Source organism: Aquabacterium sp., from assembly GCF_036273115.1.
In the GTDB taxonomy this organism is placed as follows: Bacteria; Pseudomonadota; Gammaproteobacteria; order Burkholderiales; family Burkholderiaceae_C; genus Aquabacterium.
The window spans coordinates 1-18,178 of record NZ_DASUIN010000007.1 but is presented as its reverse complement, the minus strand read 5'-3'; the positions used below and the strand labels follow the sequence as shown (position 1 = coordinate 18,178).

The following is an 18,178-nucleotide window of genomic DNA, read 5'->3' as shown; positions in this document are numbered from 1 at the left end:
CGACGCTCAAGCCGAGGGTGCGCTGCTACGGATCAGGTGATCGAACGCGCTCAGCGCAGCGGTGGCACCCGCCCCAGCAGCAATCACGATCTGCTTGTAGGGCACGGTGGTGCAGTCGCCCGCGGCGAACACGCCCGGCACATTGGTGTGGCCCTTGGCATCGATGATGATTTCGCCGAACTTGCTCAGTTCCACCGTGCCACGCAGGAACTCGGTGTTGGGCACCAGGCCAATCTGCACGAACACGCCTTCCAGCGGCACCAGGTGCTCTTCGCCGGTCGCGCGGTCCTTGTACTTCAGGCCATTGACCTTGCCTTCGGCACCCGTGATCTCGGTGGTCTGCGCATTGGTGTGAATGGTCACATTGGGCAGGCTCTTGAGCTTGTTGACCAGCACAGCATCGGCCTTGAGTTGGTCGGCAAACTCGATCAAGGTCACGTGTTGCACGATGCCGGCCAGGTCAATCGCGGCTTCCACGCCCGAGTTCCCCCCCCCGATCACCGCGGTGCGCTTGCCCTTGAACAGCGGGCCGTCGCAGTGCGGGCAGTAGGCCACACCCTTGTTGCGGTACTCGGCTTCGCCCGGCACATTCACATTGCGCCAGCGCGCGCCGGTCGACAAGATCACCGTCTTGGCCTTGAGCGTGCCGCCATTGCTCATCTTCACCTGAATGAAGCCGCCGGGCTCAGACGCCGGGATCAGCTGCTCGGCGCGTTGCAGGTTCATGATGTCGACGTCGTAGGCCTTGGCATGGGCTTCCAGCGCCATGGCCAGCTTGGGGCCATCGGTTTCCAGCACCGAGATGTAGTTTTCAATGGCCAGGGTGTCGTTGACCTGACCACCAAAGCGCTCGGCCGCAATGCCGGTGCGGATGCCCTTGCGTGCGGCATACACGCCCGCAGCCGCACCTGCGGGGCCACCGCCCACGATCAGCACGTCGTAAGGGGCCTTGGCATCGATCTTGGCCGCCTCCTTGGCCGCCGAGTTGGTGTCGAGCTTGGCCACGATCTCTTCGACCGTCATCTTGCCGGAGGCGAAGACCTGGCCGTTGAGGAACACCATGGGCACCGCCATGATTTCGCGCTGGGTGACCTCGTCCTGGAAGGCCCCACCTTCGATGACCGTGGTCTTGATCTTGGGGTTGAGGATGGCCATGAGCGACAGCGCCTGCACCACGTCGGGGCAGTTGTGGCAGCTCAAGGACATGTAGACCTCGAAGTTGAAATCGCCGTCCAGCGCCTGAATGTTGTCGATCACATCGGGCTCGACCTTGGGCGGGTGGCCACCGGTCCACAGCAGGGCCAGCACCAGCGAGGTGAACTCGTGGCCCAGGGGCAGGCCGGCGAAGCGCAAGGCGGTGTCGCTGCCTTCGCGGCGCAAGGTGAACGAGGGCTTGCGGGCGTCGCTGCCGTCGGTCTTCAGGGTGATCTTGTCAGCGCGCAGACCTTGAATGGTCTGCAGCAGCTCGAGCATGTCGCGAGAGTTCTCGGAGTCACTCAGCGATGCCACGATCTCAAAGGGTTGTTGCACGCGCTCCAGGTAAGCGCCAAGTTGAGCCTTGAGGGTATCGTCCAGCATGATGGGCATCCTTTTTTTACTGAGAAATGAGTGACTTCGAGAACCGGCCTCCTCTTGGTGTCATCGCGATGAGGCGGCCAGGGTCATCCACCGGCAGGCCTTGTGGGCCTGCCCGGTAGAGCAATTCAACAATGTGGTGAGGGACGTCCTCAACACAGGTCAAACGGGTTGGGACTTAGATCTTGCCGACCAGGTCCAGCGAAGGAGTCAGGGCAGCAGCGCCTTCCTTCCACTTGGCGGGGCAGACTTGGCCAGGGTTGGCGGCGGTGAACTGGGCAGCCTTCAGCTTGCGCAGGGTTTCCGACACGTCACGGGCGATTTCGTTGCTGTGGATTTCAGCGGTCTTGATGACGCCTTCGGGATTGATGATGAAGGTGCCACGCAGAGCCAGACCTTCTTCTTCAATGTGCACGTCGAAAGCGCGGGTCAGCTTGTGGGTGGGGTCACCGATCAGGGGGAACTTGGCCTTGCCCACAGCGGCGGAGGTTTCGTGCCACACCTTGTGCGAGAAGTGGGTGTCGGTGGTCACGATGTAGACCTCGGCGCCAGCCTTCTGGAACTCAGCGTAGCTGTTGGCCGCGTCTTCGATTTCGGTAGGGCAGTTGAAAGTGAAAGCAGCTGGCATGAAGATCAGCACGGACCACTTGCCCTTCAGGCTTTCTTCGGTCACGGTGATGAATTCGCCCTTGCCGCCACGGTTCACGAAGGCGTCGGTCTTGAACGGTTGAACTTGGGTGTTGATCAGGGACATATCTCGCTCCAGTTGGGTTGCGGTTTGCGTTGAAAACAGGATGAATCTTAGGCCAGCCAGACCATAAACAGGATTGATTGATCCAATCTATGCAATTGGATAAGGCTATTTCTCACACGATATGAAATGACGCCACCGCCTTGCCGTGTCAGACAAATCCCTACAAATTGGCCATCCGCCGGCTGACGCGTCTTACAGCGTGCGTCCTATCAAGGAAATTGGCAGGTCTTTGCACAATGACTCCATCGACAACGCAAACGCGCAGATCAAAGGAGAAACCAGATGAACGCCGACCAAATCCTCGCCGAAATCCGCGAAACCAACCTGTCGTACCTGATGCTGGCTCAGACCCTGATCCGCCAGGACCGTGAACAGGCCCTGTTCCGCCTGGGTATCTCCGAAGAAGCCGCCGATCGTCTGGCTGCCCTGACCCCGGCCCAGGTTCTGAAGATTGCTTCGACCAACACCCTGGTGTGCCGCATGCGTGTGGACGACGACCTGGTCTGGACCCTGCTGACCAACCACGGCAAGGGTGGTGTGACCGGCGGCATCGGCCAGTTGCACGCCAACATCCTGATGGCCGGTCGCCATCAAGAAGCCGCCTGACGCAACTGCCCCTCCAGCAGCCCGATGCGTTGACGCAAACTGTCGAACAGGGAGACGGCGCGATCCCACTGCGCCGTCTTGCCAGCCTCCGCCAGCTCCCGGCTGATCTGGTGCGCCGCTTTCGCCGACAGACTGCCCGTCGACCCGCTGATGTGATGCGCCACCGCCACCAACTGACGACCATCGCGTGCCTGCAAGGCCTTTTCCAGCTCCGCAATCCGCTGCGGGCAATCGGCCAGAAACACTTTCGATAATTCCGCCAACAGCCCGGCATCGCCGCCGCAGCGCTCCAGCGCCTCTGACCGATCGAAATCCGGTAGCGTTTGCGCCTCTCGCGCGGCCGCGGTCAGCACCCGCTCAATTTCAGCCAGCATCTGGTCAACCAGAATCGGCTTGCTGATGTAACCATCCATGCCCGCCTGCAGACAACGTTCGCGGTCTCCCGCCATCGCGTTGGCCGTCATGGCAATGATCGGCAAGCGCCGCCCTTGGCCTTTTTCCAGTTGCCGAATGGCTCGCGTGGCGTCAATGCCGCTCATATGCGGCATCTGCATGTCCATCAGGATCAGGTCGTAACGCCCCGACAAGGCCTGCGCGACAGCAGCCTGTCCGTCGGCAACCACGTCGACCTCGTGCCCCAGATGACCCAGCAGACTGACCGCCAGCTTCTGATTGACCAGATTGTCTTCCGCCAGCAGCACACGCCAACGTGGCGTCGATGAGCCAGCCGAAGCACCGAGCCCTTTGAGCGCCCCCACCGGTTCTTGTACTTGAACCGAGTCCGTGGCGCTGACATCGAACTCGACGTGGAAGGTGCTGCCCTGGCCCAGAACACTGTCAACCCAGATGCGCCCGCCCATCATGCGAGCCAGTCCGGCGCAGATGGTCAGGCCCAGCCCGGTGCCGCCAAATCGGCGGGTGGTGCTGGTGTCGGCCTGCGTGAAGGCCTCGAAAATCTGATGCTGCTGTTCAGGCGAGATGCCAATGCCGGTGTCGCGCACCGACAGCCTCAGTGTGTCGCGCCCACCCGTCTGGGCGACGCGTTGCAAATGGACAGCCACCTCGCCGCGCTCGGTGAACTTGACGGCATTGCCCACCAGATTGATGACGATCTGACGCAGACGGATGGGGTCGGCCACCACAGCATGCGGCACATCGGCGTCCACCTCGACGGTCAAAGTCAAGCCCTTTTCCCGAGCTCTCAGGGCTAAGGTCTGAACCGCGCTGTCGATTTCACGCTTGAGCGAAATCGGTTCCTCGTTCATGACCAGCTTGCCCGCCTCCATCTTCGACACATCGAGGATGTCATTGACGATGACCAGCAAGGAATCGGCCGACGTTTTCACCAACTCAAGGTATTCACGCTGGGCCGCCGTCAGGTTGGTGGCCAGCGCCAGTTCGGTCATGCCGATGATGCCGTTCATCGGCGTGCGGATCTCATGGCTCATGTTGGCCAGGAACTCCGACTTGGTCCGGCTGGCTCGCTCGGCGTGCTCCTTGGCCGTGCGCAATTGCTCGGTCAGCAGGTTGGCCTCGGTGTTGTCCAGAATGAGGCCGTCAAAGTACTGCAGGCGCCCGGATTCGTCCCAGATGCCCTGGCCGCGACCATGCGCCCAGACGATGTGCCCATCGGCATGCCGGATACGGTAATGCAACTCGTAAGAACGACGATCGACCAAAGACTGCCGCACCCGGTTTTCCAGCTCGATCCAGTCCTCGGGCACCACCACATCCGACAGCCGCAAGGAGCCCGACAGGAAGAGTTCGGGCTTGTAGCCGGTCAGACCCTCAATGCCTTCCGACAGAAAGACCACCGTGTTGTGCTCGTCGGGCAGGAGCCGATAGACGCAGCCCGGCAGATTGGCAATCAGGCGCAGGTACTTGTTCTCGCTCTCGACCAGGGCTTGCTGAGCCTGGTCGCGCAATTTGTCATTGGCGGCCATCAGCTCCTGCGACGACAGCTCCAAGGAGCGGGCACGCAGGTTCAGATCGCGTTCGTATTCCTGGTAACTTTGGGCCACCATGCCGACAAAGGCAGGCAGCCGTTCAGCCAGTGAGGCCAAGGCCGGGTGGGTTTCAGCTGCGGCGCGCAACTGCGCCTGCAGGGTCTGCCAATCGGCCTCGCCCTCCAGGCCCAGACCCCGCTTGAGTTGCCGCGACAAGGCTCTGTGTTCAAACATCGTACTGCTGCCTCAAGCCCGTTCAGTGATGTGGGTGATGGTCATGGTCTGGTTGTGCAGGCGACAGTCCTGACCGGACAGAATCGGGCTGATCTCGCCGTACGAATAGAAGCCCGCCACCCAGGCCTGGCGGCCCAGCACATCGGCCACGGCTTCCACTTCTTCATCGACTTGCGAGCCCAGCACGAGCTTGCGCCCCACGCAACTGATCAACAGGCTCAAGCCGGGCTGGTTCGACACCCCATGCGCCACGACCTGCTCGGCCGCCACCTCGGCACCATCGACGAGAGACGACCGCGTCGCATGCATCAGGCGCAAATAGCCGTTGGCCACGATATCGCCAGCCAGAATCAGACTGCCCTGGGTTTCGTCAACGCCCAGAATGGTTCGAATCAAGCCCAGATCGGTGCAGTCTTCGCCCAGCATCTCAAACGGAAACAGCAAGCCCGAGCCCGGCAGATCGCGGGCATATTCGCCCAGATAGCGCTTGTACACATCCAGCGCCGGCTCGCCGTCGAGCTCGTACAGCACATTGCCTTGCGCACGGGTCACGCGGCGCATCACCCCAAAAGGTTGCCATCCATGAAAGGTGCCGTGGCGCAGTTCAATGTGCGGGTCGGTCAAGCCCAAAGCCACAATCTGGCGCGGCGACACGGCCTGGCTGGACACCGTCCAGGTCTGACGAAATGCGCCACCGTCACCCGCAAGGCCACCTGAAACCGCCACATGGCCAGGCAGATTGCCTTCCAGCCCCTCGATCAGGGCACTGCCGTTGATGTCGACGCCCTGACCCAACACCAACACCGCATGCACCGGGCTGCCGGCCAGAGCCTCGCCCAATCGCTGTCCTGCGGCAGCAGAATCGGCCATCCCATTGAGCTCGGTGGTCACCACACGAAAGCCCGGGTGCTCGAAATGCACCGCCGTGATCACCACCCCGCCATTGCTGACCCCCTCGCGGGAAATTTCACCAGCGGTGCTGCACCCGACCAGGGTCACACCGGGCAGGGCGGCCTGCAAGCGAGGCAGCGCATCGGCTTGCGCAAGGTGTGCGGCATCCGCAAACACCCAAGCCAATTGAGGCCGAATGGCCATCAGCTCGGCAGCGTCTTGTGCCGAAGGCAAAGACGGCCACCCTCCTTGTGCCAATTTCATGCTGCTGCTCCGGTCTCGCTGTCGTCACAAAACCGTGCCTTGATGCGCAGCACTTCATCGAGGTGATCCAGAAACACGCTCACGCACACCGGGTCGAAGTGGCTGCCGCTGTTTTCCTTCAGAAAGGCCACGGCGCGGTCGACCTCCCAGGCCGGCTTGTAAGGGCGCGCCGAAGTCAAAGCGTCAAACACATCGGCCACCGCCACAATGCGGCCCACCAGCGGAATGGCTTCGCCCACCAACCCCTTGGGATAGCCCGACCCATCGAACTTTTCGTGGTGAGTCAGGGCAATGACCGCAGCCATCTGCAAAAACGGCGAGGCGCTGCCATCGAGAATCTCGAACCCGATGGCGGCGTGTTCCCGCATGATGGTCATTTCCTCGGGATCGAGCCGCCCCGGCTTGAGCAAGATGTGATCGGGCGTGCCGACCTTGCCAATGTCGTGCATGGGGGCGGCATCGAGGATCAGATCCTGCTCCGCTTGCGACCAGCCCAATTCCCGCGCGATGAGTTGCGAGTAGTGCGCCATGCGCAAAAGGTGAGCCCCGGTCTCCGGGTCGCGGTATTCAGCTGCACGGGCCAGCTTCAGCACCGTTTCGCGCTCACGGGCCACGATGGCTGCAGTGGCCTTGGCCACCTCCTGAGCCAACCAGCTGGCGCGATCTGACAAGGCTTTCTGATGCCCACGCAACACCAGCATATTGCGCGTGCGGGCCAGAAATTCGGCCCGATCGACCGGCTTGGTCAGCAAGTCGTTGGCGCCCTTTTCCAGGGCCATGAACTTGACATCGGTGTCGCTGCTGGCCGTGATCATCAGAATCGGCGTCAGGCTTTTGCCAGGCGCCGCCCGAAAGGCCTCGATGAAGGCCATGCCATCCAGCTCCGGCATCATGTAATCCACGATCAGCAGATCGGGGTCATTCGCCAGACACCAGGCCAGGCCCTCGCGCGAATCGAGAAATTCGACCGTTTCCGTGTCGGGCAATTGCCGCGCCAACACCTTCAACAGGGTGACGTTGACGGGGTTGTCATCCACGATGGCGATCTGCATGCACGCTCCGAAAGAGACTGGAGGGGGATTTCGCGTTATCGGCCAGCGGCCGCCTCAACTTAAATAGCGCGACAAGGCCTCGTCAGCGAGGGCCTCCTCACGCTTGAGCGCCTCGAGCAGGGAGGGAATCTGGTCCATGGTGCGCTGGTCCAGCGCCTGCTGCAGGCGGCGTGCCACATCCGACAAAGCCCGTGCGCCCACGGTGCCAGCCGACGACACCAGAGAGTGCGCCACGTCGGAAGCCTGCTGAAGCTGGCCCACCTCAAGCAAGGCCTCGATGTGCTCATGGGCGCGCGCGCCCTCTTCGATGTAGCGTCGCACCAGCTTCTGATAGAGCACTTCGTTGCCCATGCAGTGCGCCAGACCACTGGCCACCGAGACTTTTTCAGATTCGCCCACACGTTGCGGCTGACCCAGCCACTTCAACAGCACCCGAAACAGCTCCTTGGGGTCGAAAGGCTTGGTCACGTGGTCATTCATGCCCGCTTGCAGGCAGCGCTCGCGGTCACGCGCCAGGGCATGGGCGGTCATGGCCACAATCGGGATCTCTGACCAGGCCCGCTCAGCGCGAATCAGACGTGTCACTTCGTACCCGTCCATTTCCGGCATCTGCACGTCCATCAGGATGACATCGGGGCGTGATTCGTGCAGATGGGCCAGGGCCTGGCGCCCATTCGAGGCCACCCGCACTGTCATGCCAGCCACATCGCGCAGCAACTCGCTGGCCACGAGCTGGTTGAACTCGTTGTCTTCCACCAGCAAGACCTCGTGCCCGCGCAAAGCCTGCCACTCGGGCTCGGCTCGCGGCTGATCAAAAGCCGCCACAACCGGGGCCGAACTCATCCGCTGCTCCAAGGTCGAGGCCAGCACCCGCTGCAGAGTCGACAGGCTCACCGGCTTGGTCAGGCAACCGTGCAAGCCTTCCTCCATGGCGCGCTGACACACCCCCTCATCGCCATAGGCGGTGACGATGATGACCTTGGGACGGTGCCTCAGGTCGGCACTCGAGAGAATGCGGCGCGCCGCCTCAAACCCGTCGGCGCCAGGCATGCGCCAGTCGACCAGAACCAGATCAAAGGGGGTGGCCGTATCGGCCTGCTGCAACTCCCGCCAACCGGCCTGCGCCGACTCGGTCAGGGTCACGTGACAGCCCAGGCTCTGAAGCAACACGCCCATGATGTCGCGCGCGCTGGCGCTGTCGTCCATGACCAGAACGCGACAGCCGCTGAGTGCCGGCACGGGCAGACCCTGCCCAGCCGAAGCCGACTCAGGCACCTCAAAGGTGGCGGTGAAATAGAACTCGCTGCCTCGCCCCGGGGCGCTGCTGACCCCGATCTGGCCGCCCATCAGCTCCACCAGCTCCTTGCTGATGGCTAGCCCCAGGCCGCTGCCCCCATAGCGACGCGCGGTCGACTCATCTGCCTGGGTAAAGGGCTGGAACAGCCGCCCCATCTCCTCAGCGGTCATGCCAATGCCGGTGTCTTTCACCGCAATGCGCAGGCTGCAGCTGCGCGGGGTGCGCGACACCAGTGACACCGACACCACCACCTCGCCCAACTCGGTGAACTTGACCGCGTTGTTGCACAGGTTGATGAGCACCTGGGTCAGGCGCTGGGCATCACCCACCAGGGTCTGCGGCACGCTCGGCGCCGTGCCGATCAGCAACTCCAGCCCCTTTTGCTGCGCCCGGTAACCCACGATGACAGTCAGTTTGTCGAGCACATCTTCCAGACGGAAGGGCAAGCGCTCCAGCTCCAGTTTGCCGGCTTCGATCTTGGAGAAATCCAGAATCTGGTCAATCAGCTGCAGGAGCGTATCGGCCGCCATCTGCGCCTTGCTGAGGTAGTCTCGCTGCTTGGGGTCGAGTTCGGTTCGCAAGGCCAGGCCCGTCAAGCCCAGAATGGCGTTCATGGGCGTGCGAATCTCGTGGCTCATGTTGGCCAGGAACTCGCTCTTGGCCTGCGTGGCCGATTCAGCCTGATCCCTGGCCTGAGCCAGATCGTGATTGGCCTGTTCGAGTTGCGCAGTGCGTTCATGCACCCGGTCTTCCAGCTCGGCATTGAGGCTTCGCACCGCGTCTTCCGCGCGACGTCCGTCTTCGACGGCCTGTTGCAACTTCGCCTGCGTGGCATGCAGCGCCAGATAGGGCGCGCGAATGCTGGTCAGGAAGGTGGCCCAATACAGCAGCGCATAAGCCACCACCTTGTACATGTGGCCAAAAATGTTCTGGAAATCGGAGGGGCTGACATAGCTGGTGAAAGCCAACTCGCCCGTGCCCATCACAAAGGCCGAGGCCGCCAGCAGGTAGTAGTTCGCCCCATGGCCCTGGCGCGCCCGCTGAAGCAGCAGGGCGGACACCGCCCAGTTACCCACACACAGCACATACTCGTAGTTCGCCTTGAAGGCGGTCACCCCCTGGCCCGGCACAAACGTGGTCGGAAACGCGTCGATGCGGTACGACCCCCACCAGATGGCCCCCAGGGCCACCAGCCCCCCGAGGCTCAGCGCCAGCCGCCTCGAGAGATGAAACTGAGCCATCAGGGCCACCAACCCCAAGGTGAGCAACTCCGCCGTGCGCCCCATCAACCAGAAGAAGATGGCCCGCGGGGTGCTGGCTTCGCCCATCAAATGCGGCATGCCGGCGTAGGTCAGGGCGTGCACCAGATCGCACACTCCCACCACAAAAAAGCCGCCCACCAGCACGCGACTGGCAGCGTCCTCGCGCTCGCGCAGGGCATGCCAGCCCACCGCCACAATCAACATCGACACGATGATCGACACCAGCTCCAGCAGCAGGTGGACCGACAACATGCTGGTCTGAAAAAAGGTCCACTGGATGGTGGGTGGCTGGTAGCGCAGGGCCACCATGCCCAGCGCAGCCGCCACGGTCACCGCCAGGCTGACCCGTTTGACCTGTTCAACGTGTGCATCGAGGCCGGTTGACATGCCCCCTCCAGAGTGATGCCGGGGCATGCCACTTCCCTGTGCCCCAACGGTGTTTTTGATCTATGAGCCCATTATTAGGGTGGAGACCGCCCAATTGTTTAGCCAGTGTTTACCCGCTTTTTATGGCCTTTTGTCAGGCAACTTCCTACAAACCGTGTAGCAGGAAGCCGACCTGTCTTACAGACGCTCTCCTATCAAGGAAATTGGCAGGCTTTTGCACAATGAATCCATCGACGACGCAACCGCGATCTGAAATCTGAAACGAGGAGACCCCCATGCGAGCCAAGAGCCTGTTGACCGAAGCCAAGCAAATCGAAACCGCTGTCACCCTGATCAACCTGGGTGCCCGCCTGCAAGTGCTGGAATCGGAAACCGACTTGTCGTATGAGCGTCTGCTGCGCCTGTACAAGGAAGTGTCGGGCAAGTCGCCTTCGAAGGGCCAACTGCCTTTCTCGACCGACTGGTTCATGACCTGGCAGCCCAACATCCACGCCTCGCTGTTCCTCAACATCCATGAGTACCTGAACAAGGCCGCCGAAATGGATGAGATCCAGACCGTGATCAAGGCCTACCAGCTGTACCTGGAACAAACCCAGAACCAAGGCCTCGAAGCCCTGCTGTCGGTGACCCGCGCCTGGCGCCTGGTCAAGTTCATCGACAACGGCATGCTGACCATGACCAAGTGCTCCAAGTGCGGCGGTCACTTCGTCAGCCACCCCCACGAAATTTCCCGCCACTACGTGTGTGGCCTGTGCAACCCCCCTGCACGCGCCGGCAAAGGCAAGGCCTCGGGCGCCATCCAGATGCACTGAAGCGTCTCCCGGTTTTGCTCTCTCTTCTCTCTCTCGATTGTTGATTGCTCCGTAGATTGCATGTCTTTCGGGCCTCGGATCCCTGGATCTGAGGCCTTTTTTTTGCAACACCACCAATCGCCAGCCTTGACAACGCCGACATTCGATCAGTAGGGTCTGTCTTCGCGCGCCATATTTCACAATCCTTGACCCAAGCCATGGCAACCCTCGCCAAACTCTTGCTTTACCTGACGGTGACAGGGCTGCTGATGCCGATTGCAGCGGCACAACCGCGCGAGGTCATCACCCTGGGGGCAGAAGACGACGCAGCACCCTGGTCCTACGCCGACGGCAGCGGATATGTGAATGATCTGGTGCGTCAAGCATTCAGCGCCATGGGATGGGATGTTCAACTCAAAGTGATGCCCTATGCGCGCTGCAAGACACTGACCCTCCGCGGCTTGCTGGCCGGCTGTTTTTCTGCCAGCAAACTCACCGAATACAAAGACAAACTGGTGTATCCACAGCATCCAGTTTTTCAGGCTCAGAATGTCTTGCTCGCCCTAGCGGATAGCCCATGGAAGGGCTGCGACAGCGCGCGGTGGCCCAGCCCCCCTCGCGTGGGCACCGTGCGAGCCTACGAATACACACCCCAACTCGAGTCCTTGCTTGCCAGCAGAAATTTGATCCGCCACGAGGTCGACTCGGAAATCAGCAACCTTCGCAAGCTGGAAGCCAAGCGCATTGATGCCGCAGTGATCACACTCGACCAGGTCAAACGTCTCGAGTTCCTTCAGGCACTTGCGCATACGTCGGAACCACTCAAGACAGTATGCGATTTCGGCTCACAGCCCGCGTATGTGATGTTCAGCAAACTTCATCCGCAAGGCCCGAAGGCTCAGACCGTCTTCGACGCAGGCATGCGCCGTCTCGACGAGAGCGGCGCACTTGCGCGACTCCAGGACACTTGGCACAAGCGCGCCCTCGCAGGGACAAGTGCCAAACCGCACTGAAACACGAATGCAACATCGTCCTTTCCTTTTGCGGCACTGGGCCATCGGCTGGATGGTCGGATGGGCTCTGTGCGCGCAAGCCCAGCCCCGACAGGTCATCGAAATCGGGGCCGAGGACGACGCAGCGCCGCTGGCTTACGCAGATGGCTCCGGCTTCGTCGCGGATGTGGTGAAAGCAGCACTGGCGCACTCTGGCTGGGAGGTCCGGCTCAAAGTCCTGCCATACGCACGATGCAAGGCATTGGCACAGAATGGCCTGTTGGCTGGCTGCTATTCCACATGCAGAACGCCCGACCTGGAAGGCAAGCTGCTCTTTCCAAACAAACCCATCTATGAATCTCGCAACGTGTTACTGACCACCAGCCCCCATCTCAAGGGATGCGATCCGAGCCAATGGCCCAGCGGCACACGCATCGGCATCGTCCGAGGCTATGAGTACACCAGCGAGGTGCATAAGCTGCTGAATGCAGCGGGCATCAGGCCATCAGAAACGGACTCTGAAATCAGCAATCTCCGTAAACTGGAGGCAGGCCGCCTTGATGCAACCGTCGTCACCCTGGATAAGGTCAAGCGCATCGAGTTCATTCGCATGCTGGCCCATACGACGGCACCCGTCAAGGAACTCTGCCTGCTGGGCAAGCAGCCGGCATTCGTCGCCTTCAGCCCGAAGCACCCGATGGGCGCACGCGCCCGAGATGCCTTCGATCAGGGCTTGAACCAGCTCATCCAAGATGGGCGCTTGCAACAACTGGAACAGGACTGGCGAGCCCGATCCCTCGCGCGCGCCAGCGCCAAAAGGCACTGACCAAGATGCTGCGTCAACGCGCTTCCACGGTGACCCTTCTGCTGGCCGCGCTGCTGGCCGTCACCACCCTGTTGCTCACGGCCTTTGCGATTGCCTTTGACAATGGCGAACGCAAAAGCAGAGAAGCCTTGCTCCATCGGGCGCTTCAATCGAGCTTGCAGCAACAAGTCGCTGCACTGAACTTACCCATGTGGGATCTGGACGAAACCCACGTGGTCGACATCATGCGCAGCGGCATGCTCAATCGCGAGGTCTACGCCATCGTGGCCCACTCGCAAGACAAGCATCACGTGCTGGTCCGCGATGCCAACTGGCAAGCGATCTTGTCTCAAGATCCGCCGCAGCTGTCGGGCACCGAGTTTCTGAGCGCGCAAGCAGACGTGCTCCACGATCAAGAGCGAGTCGGTCACGTCCAGGTGTACGTGACGCCTCAATTCATGCGGGAAGATCTGCATCAGCGCCGACTCCAGTTGGCCGCCTTGATCGTGGGGCTCGACATCGCGCTGGTCCTGGCACTGGGCCTGCTGCTATGGCGGTTGCTCGTTCAGCCCATTCGGGCGATCGAACGATACGCGGCAGGCGTCAAGGATGACACCCAGCCTCAAACCCCTGAGCCCCAGGTCTGGTTCACACGCGAATTCGCATCACTCAATCAGTCAATCCGCAGCATGACTGACATGCTCGCGGCACGCTATCGAGCCTTGAGAGACAGTGAAGAGCGTCTGACCTTGGCCGCCCGCGCCGCCGAGATCGGCGTCTGGGAGTGGGATGTGCAAAGCAACAAGCTGGCCTGGGACGAGCAGCTGCGTCTGCACTATGGCTGGCCGGCTGGGTGCTACTCGGGCTCCCATGATGTGTGGCTGGACTCCCTGCTCCCCCAAGAACGAGAACGAATCGAGCAGGAAATTCAGTCTGTCTTGAAAGGCAGAAAGAACTGGTCCGCCGAGTTCTCGATCCTGAGACCGGACGGCGAGATCCGCATCATCAAAGGAATGGGCGCGAGCTTGCGCGATGAAAGTGGCAAGGTCGTTCGCGTGGTCGGCGTCAACACCGACATCACAGACCACCGACTCGCAGAAGACCAGATCCGCCAGCTCAACGCCGAACTCGAACAGCGGGTGCGGGAACGCACAGCCCAGTTGGAAACGGCCAACCAGGAACTGGCAAAAGCTCGAGATCAGGCCGAGTCAGCTACCCGGGCGAAAAGCGAGTTCCTGGCCAACATGAGCCACGAAATTCGCACGCCGATGAATGCCATTGTCGGGCTGACCACGCTGGCGCTGAGAACCGACCTGAGCCCCAAGCAGAAGAACTACTTGAACAATGTCCGCGCCGCTTCGGACTCGCTGCTGGAGATCATCAACGACATCCTCGATTTTTCGAAGATGGAGGCCGGCAAACTCGCCATCGAATCGCGCGACTTCATCCTGCTGGATGTGCTGGATCGATTGATTTCGGTGGTGGCGCTCAAAGCCCAGGAGCGAGGGCTCCACTTCCTGGTTGAAATCGACCCCGCTTTGTTGACACGCCCCTTGCGCGGCGATCCGGTGCGCCTGGGGCAAGTCCTGATCAACCTGTGCAACAACGCCGTGAAGTTCACGCATCGGGGCGAGGTGATTTTGCGCATGTGGCAAGGGGCAGATGTCTCGCCCTCCAACACGCAACTCTATTTTGAGGTGCAAGACAGCGGCATCGGCATGAGCGCCGACCAGATGCACAAACTCTTCGCGCCGTTCAGTCAGGTCGATGCATCGACCACCCGGCTGTATGGCGGGACGGGACTGGGCCTGGCCATCTGCAAACAGCTGCTCGCCCTGATGCAGGGGGATATCCACGTACAAAGCGAACTCGGACGCGGCACCACGTTTTCCGGTTGGGCCCAGCTCGGTCAAGCCGCAGGGGTTACAGGAAAAGAATGCCCCACGTCACCCGACAAGAAGTTGGCGGTTCTCGTGGTGCACCCACACGAACCCAGCCGCGCGGTGCTGGCCCGGCAACTGACCTTGTTGGGCCACAACCCCACCCCCGTGGCAACCCCCCACGAGGCGCAGCAATGGCTAGAGCATCATCAACAGCCCTTCGACGTTGTGTTGCTCGACTCAGCCACGTCGGAAGGAGATCCCATTGAATGGGTTCACCGCTTCCGGCATGCCCAAGCCGATCCACCGGTACGTGTTTTGATCGGGACCCCTCTGGCAGATGAAGCCACAGCCTTGCGAGCCCAGCAAGAAACCCAGGTGCTGACGCTGTACTACCCCATCTTGCCCAATACTTTGCACGACGCCTTGCAGCCGTCGCAACCAGCCGGAGCCGGGCAGACCACGCAGGCGATCTCGGCCCAGCCTGCGGCCGAACCCACGGCACCGCCTGCCCTCAAGGGGCGTACGGTCTTGCTGGTGGAAGACAACCCGATCAACCAGATCGTCGCCACTGACCTGCTCGGCGAGGTCGCAGGCATGAATGTGATCGTCGCCGAAGACGGTCAGCAGGCCTTGGCGGCACTCCAGCGCCACCGGTTCGATGTGGTGCTGATGGACGTGCAAATGCCAGTGATGGACGGCTTGCAAGCCACCCAGCTGATCCGATTGAATCCGGCCCATCGAGATCTGCCCATCATCGCGATGACAGCGCATGCCATGGCCCGAGATCAGCACCGATGCCTGAGCGCGGGCATGAACGACTACGTGGCCAAGCCCTTCGAGCCCCAGTCCTTGTTCGACAGGCTGGCGAAATGGATCGGGGTGTCGCCCGCGACCGATAGAGCAGAGGCCGCACAGGCAAGACAAGCATCGCCCCCACAGGAGCCCAGCGACCAACCCGTCGAGGTCGCCATTGATTTCGAAAAAGGCCTGCGGCGATGCGCGCGCAAACCACACCTGTATCGCAAACTGGCCACCCGCTTCCTCACCAGCCGCAGGGAAGATGCCGAAGCCATTCGCGCGGCCTTGCAGCATGGCAACACCGAAGCCGCCGCCATGATCGCTCACCAGCAAATCTCGACTGCGGGTGTTCTTGGGGCCGATTCACTGTCAGCCGCCGCACGGGCTTTGCAATTGACTCTCCTTGAAGGGCCTTCCATTGACTGGCCCGTCATGCTCGAGTCTTTTGATCAACAATTGATCGCGACGCTCGAAGCTTTGGAGCGCCATTTCGCTGAGCAACCATGACCGAGCCCGTCCGTTCTTATTCGACATCCGAAGTCGCCAAGCGCCTGGGCGTGGCCACTCAGACCGTGCAACGCTGGGTCGATTCTGGCCAACTGAAAGCCTGGAAAACCGTCGGAGGCCACCGCCGGATCGAGGCCGAGGGCGCCGAAGTCCTGTTTCGGCTGCACGAACGGGGCGCCTTGGGGCAGGAGCCCTCGTCAGATCAGCCCGTTCAACAGACGTCTAGCGGCCCCACCTGGTCGGTCTTGATCGTGGACGACAACCCTGACGATCGAGATATCCTGGCTCAAATCATCGAAGATGCGCTGCCTCATTCGCAAATTGCGATGGCCACCAACGGCTTTCATGGCCTGGTGGCATTGGGTCGTAGCGCACCCGACATCCTGATCACTGACGTGGTGATGCCGCACATGAACGGTTTCGAGATGCTGCGTCATTTGCTCAACGGCTGTGCCATTCGCCCCCGACTGATCATCGCCGTATCCAGTAATTCGCCAACCGAGCTGACCTCCCACGGCAAGCTCCCGGACGGCGTGCTGTTTTTTCAAAAGCCGTTGGAGCCAGATGAATTCACAGCCGCGCTGCACGACGCGCTGGATCGAATAACCCTTTAGTCAGAGGGCTCAATTTGCCTAACTAGCGGGATTTCTCCACACATTTCAGGCATTCACAAATTGTGTATTTTGACGAAGATGCTCTCACACCCTGAGAGGAGAGCAGATTCGTCATGGACGCGACCCCAACCCTATCGAAGCCAGCCCTGAAGCATCGAGCGACTTGGCTCTGGCTCATCGCTGGCGGCGTGCTCCTGATCAGCGTCGAGCTCACCCGCCTGCGTCCTGACTGGCACAGCGGCATTGGCATCCTGGCTGTCGCTTGTGTGGCAGGGTTGGCTTGGTGGCAGCGCCGCCTGACTGGCGCCGCGCCAGCCCAAGTGGTACAGCACGACGGCGCCGAAGCCATCTGCGAGGCGGTTCTGCCGATCTGGGCGCGGCAGATCGAAACGGCCCGAAGCCACATGGACCAAGCCATTGACGCCATGGTCTCCCGCTTTGCCGGAATGAGTAGCCGACTGCGGGGCCCATCCAATGTCGATACACAGGCATCGGACGCCGCCCTGCTGAATTCCTTGGAGCAGGCACAGCGCAAGCTGCGAGACCTGCTCAACGACTTGCAACGCGCCTTGAGCTTGCGGCAGGAGCTGTTCAGCGAGGTGGTCAGCATTTCCCAGTTTGCGGGACAACTTCAAGAAATGGCGTCCGGCGTGGGCGCCATCGCACGCCAGACCAACCTGCTGTCCGTCAACGCCGCCATCGAGGCGGCCCGAGCCGGCGACACAGGCCGAGGCTTTGCGGTGGTGGCCAAGGAAGTACGGCATCTCTCGGCGGAGTCTGAGCAAACCGGCGCACGCATCACCGAAGTGGTTCAGAAAGTCAGCCAGGCACTGGAGCGGGCGGAACAGGCGTTTGCCAACTACGCGCAACACGACAAGGCCTTGATGGTCGAGGCCGAGCAAACCATTGAAGCCGTTGTGCAAAGCATGCACGGAACCGCGAACGACCTCATGCAGCAAAGCCAGACGCTGGTATCCGAGAGTCTGGTGATTCGGCAAGAAATCGATGCCGTCCTGGTGGCCATTCAATCGCAGGACCGATTCAGTCAGATGCTGCAGCACACCAGTGCAGACCTCATTCGACTGCGGTCCTGGCTCGCCGCCATCCCCCCAGAGCGGGCCCCGACTTCCGCAGCGCAATGGCTGGAAGCCTTGCGCAGCACTTACACCACGCCGGAAGAACAAGCTGCCCACGACGGCCAGCCCATCCCGCCAATGCACTTCGGCCAGCAACAAGCCGTTGCGGACCAAGACACCACGTTCTTTTGAAAGCATCAAACCATGTCCAAAACCATACTGATCGTTGATGACTCGTCGTCGCTGCGCAAGGCGGTGCAGATCGCCCTGGAAGGCGCGGGCTACCAGGTTGTCGAAGCCGAGGACGGCAAGCAGGCTCTGAGCCGACTCGACGGCCGCAAGTACCACCTGGTCATCAGCGATGTGAACATGCCCAACCTCGATGGCTACGGCTTTGTCGAAGCCATGAAGCAGATCCCCGCCTACAAGTACACCCCGGTGGTC

Annotated in this window: 14 protein-coding genes; 8 read left to right on the top strand and 6 right to left on the bottom strand. The window is 61.3% G+C overall.

Annotated features, from left to right (window positions below; all coding sequences use genetic code 11):
• Positions 1–6 precede the first annotated feature (6 nt).
• Positions 7–1,578 (bottom strand): alkyl hydroperoxide reductase subunit F, encoded by a 1,572-nt coding sequence (gene ahpF, locus VFW72_RS03480; protein WP_329672879.1) that lies wholly within the window; start codon positions 1,576–1,578, stop codon positions 7–9.
• 175 nt (positions 1,579–1,753) lie between these two features.
• Positions 1,754–2,329: an alkyl hydroperoxide reductase subunit C gene (gene ahpC / locus VFW72_RS03475; protein WP_329672878.1), complete on the bottom strand. Its 576-nt coding sequence runs from the start codon at positions 2,327–2,329 to the stop codon at positions 1,754–1,756.
• 282 nt (positions 2,330–2,611) lie between these two features.
• Here ahpC and flhD point away from each other — a divergent pair, with 282 nt between their 5' ends.
• On the top strand, positions 2,612–2,935 hold the full coding sequence (gene flhD / locus VFW72_RS03470; protein ID WP_329672877.1) for a flagellar transcriptional regulator FlhD: 324 nt from the start codon (positions 2,612–2,614) through the stop codon (positions 2,933–2,935).
• Here the strand turns inward: flhD and VFW72_RS03465 are convergent.
• The 4 genes from VFW72_RS03465 to VFW72_RS03450 are packed head-to-tail and all read right to left on the bottom strand — an operon-like array spanning position 2,920 to position 10,268.
• Positions 2,920–5,115 (bottom strand): ATP-binding protein, encoded by a 2,196-nt coding sequence (locus VFW72_RS03465; protein WP_329672876.1) that lies wholly within the window; start codon positions 5,113–5,115, stop codon positions 2,920–2,922. The two genes, flhD and VFW72_RS03465, sit on opposite strands and share 16 nt — an antisense overlap.
• 12 nt (positions 5,116–5,127) lie before the next feature.
• Positions 5,128–6,270: an FIST signal transduction protein gene (locus VFW72_RS03460; protein ID WP_329672875.1), complete on the bottom strand. Its 1,143-nt coding sequence runs from the start codon at positions 6,268–6,270 to the stop codon at positions 5,128–5,130.
• Positions 6,267–7,322: an HD domain-containing phosphohydrolase gene (locus VFW72_RS03455; RefSeq protein ID WP_329672874.1), complete on the bottom strand. Its 1,056-nt coding sequence runs from the start codon at positions 7,320–7,322 to the stop codon at positions 6,267–6,269. The genes VFW72_RS03460 and VFW72_RS03455 overlap by 4 nt, the downstream gene beginning before the upstream one ends.
• A 54-nt stretch (positions 7,323–7,376) precedes the next feature.
• Positions 7,377–10,268: a response regulator gene (locus VFW72_RS03450; protein ID WP_329672873.1), complete on the bottom strand. Its 2,892-nt coding sequence runs from the start codon at positions 10,266–10,268 to the stop codon at positions 7,377–7,379.
• A gap of 275 nt (positions 10,269–10,543) precedes the next feature.
• Between VFW72_RS03450 and flhC the strand changes: the two genes are divergently transcribed.
• The 7 genes from flhC to VFW72_RS03415 form a co-directional block, all read left to right on the top strand.
• Positions 10,544–11,080 (top strand): flagellar transcriptional regulator FlhC, encoded by a 537-nt coding sequence (flhC, locus tag VFW72_RS03445; RefSeq protein ID WP_329672872.1) that lies wholly within the window; start codon positions 10,544–10,546, stop codon positions 11,078–11,080.
• Between the two features lie 197 nt (positions 11,081–11,277).
• Positions 11,278–12,072 (top strand): substrate-binding periplasmic protein, encoded by a 795-nt coding sequence (locus VFW72_RS03440; protein WP_329672871.1) that lies wholly within the window; start codon positions 11,278–11,280, stop codon positions 12,070–12,072.
• Between the two features lie 7 nt (positions 12,073–12,079).
• The gene (locus VFW72_RS03435; RefSeq protein WP_329672870.1) at positions 12,080–12,877 is read left to right on the top strand and encodes a substrate-binding periplasmic protein; all 798 of its coding nucleotides are present in this window, start codon (positions 12,080–12,082) and stop codon (positions 12,875–12,877) included.
• Between the two features lie 5 nt (positions 12,878–12,882).
• Positions 12,883–16,044, top strand: coding sequence for a hybrid sensor histidine kinase/response regulator (locus VFW72_RS03430; RefSeq protein WP_329672869.1), 3,162 nt, complete (start codon positions 12,883–12,885; stop codon positions 16,042–16,044).
• Complete coding sequence (locus VFW72_RS03425) at positions 16,041–16,658, top strand: response regulator (protein ID WP_329672868.1); 618 nt, start codon at positions 16,041–16,043, stop codon at positions 16,656–16,658. The genes VFW72_RS03430 and VFW72_RS03425 overlap by 4 nt, the downstream gene beginning before the upstream one ends.
• A gap of 113 nt (positions 16,659–16,771) precedes the next feature.
• Complete coding sequence (locus VFW72_RS03420; protein WP_329672867.1) at positions 16,772–17,926, top strand: methyl-accepting chemotaxis protein; 1,155 nt, start codon at positions 16,772–16,774, stop codon at positions 17,924–17,926.
• 12 nt (positions 17,927–17,938) lie between these two features.
• The coding region (locus VFW72_RS03415) for a response regulator (RefSeq protein WP_329672866.1) at positions 17,939–18,178 on the top strand (240 nt) is incomplete at its 3' end.

Excerpts from the sequence above, each read along its gene's own strand:
- VFW72_RS03450 (WP_329672873.1), bottom strand. The coding sequence starts at position 10,268 with ATGTCAACCGGCCTCGATGCACACGTTGAACAGGTCAAACGGGTCAGC.
- ahpF (WP_329672879.1), bottom strand. The coding sequence starts at position 1,578 with ATGCTGGACGATACCCTCAAGGCTCAACTTGGCGCTTACCTGGAGCGC.
- VFW72_RS03435 (WP_329672870.1), top strand. The coding sequence starts at position 12,080 with ATGCAACATCGTCCTTTCCTTTTGCGGCACTGGGCCATCGGCTGGATG.
- flhD (WP_329672877.1), top strand. The coding sequence starts at position 2,612 with ATGAACGCCGACCAAATCCTCGCCGAAATCCGCGAAACCAACCTGTCG.
- flhC (WP_329672872.1), top strand. The coding sequence starts at position 10,544 with ATGCGAGCCAAGAGCCTGTTGACCGAAGCCAAGCAAATCGAAACCGCT.
- VFW72_RS03455 (WP_329672874.1), bottom strand. The coding sequence starts at position 7,322 with ATGCAGATCGCCATCGTGGATGACAACCCCGTCAACGTCACCCTGTTG.
- VFW72_RS03465 (WP_329672876.1), bottom strand. The coding sequence starts at position 5,115 with ATGTTTGAACACAGAGCCTTGTCGCGGCAACTCAAGCGGGGTCTGGGC.
- VFW72_RS03430 (WP_329672869.1), top strand. The coding sequence starts at position 12,883 with ATGCTGCGTCAACGCGCTTCCACGGTGACCCTTCTGCTGGCCGCGCTG.
- VFW72_RS03440 (WP_329672871.1), top strand. The coding sequence starts at position 11,278 with ATGGCAACCCTCGCCAAACTCTTGCTTTACCTGACGGTGACAGGGCTG.
- VFW72_RS03420 (WP_329672867.1), top strand. The coding sequence starts at position 16,772 with ATGGACGCGACCCCAACCCTATCGAAGCCAGCCCTGAAGCATCGAGCG.
- VFW72_RS03460 (WP_329672875.1), bottom strand. The coding sequence starts at position 6,270 with ATGAAATTGGCACAAGGAGGGTGGCCGTCTTTGCCTTCGGCACAAGAC.
- ahpC (WP_329672878.1), bottom strand. The coding sequence starts at position 2,329 with ATGTCCCTGATCAACACCCAAGTTCAACCGTTCAAGACCGACGCCTTC.
- VFW72_RS03425 (WP_329672868.1), top strand. The coding sequence starts at position 16,041 with ATGACCGAGCCCGTCCGTTCTTATTCGACATCCGAAGTCGCCAAGCGC.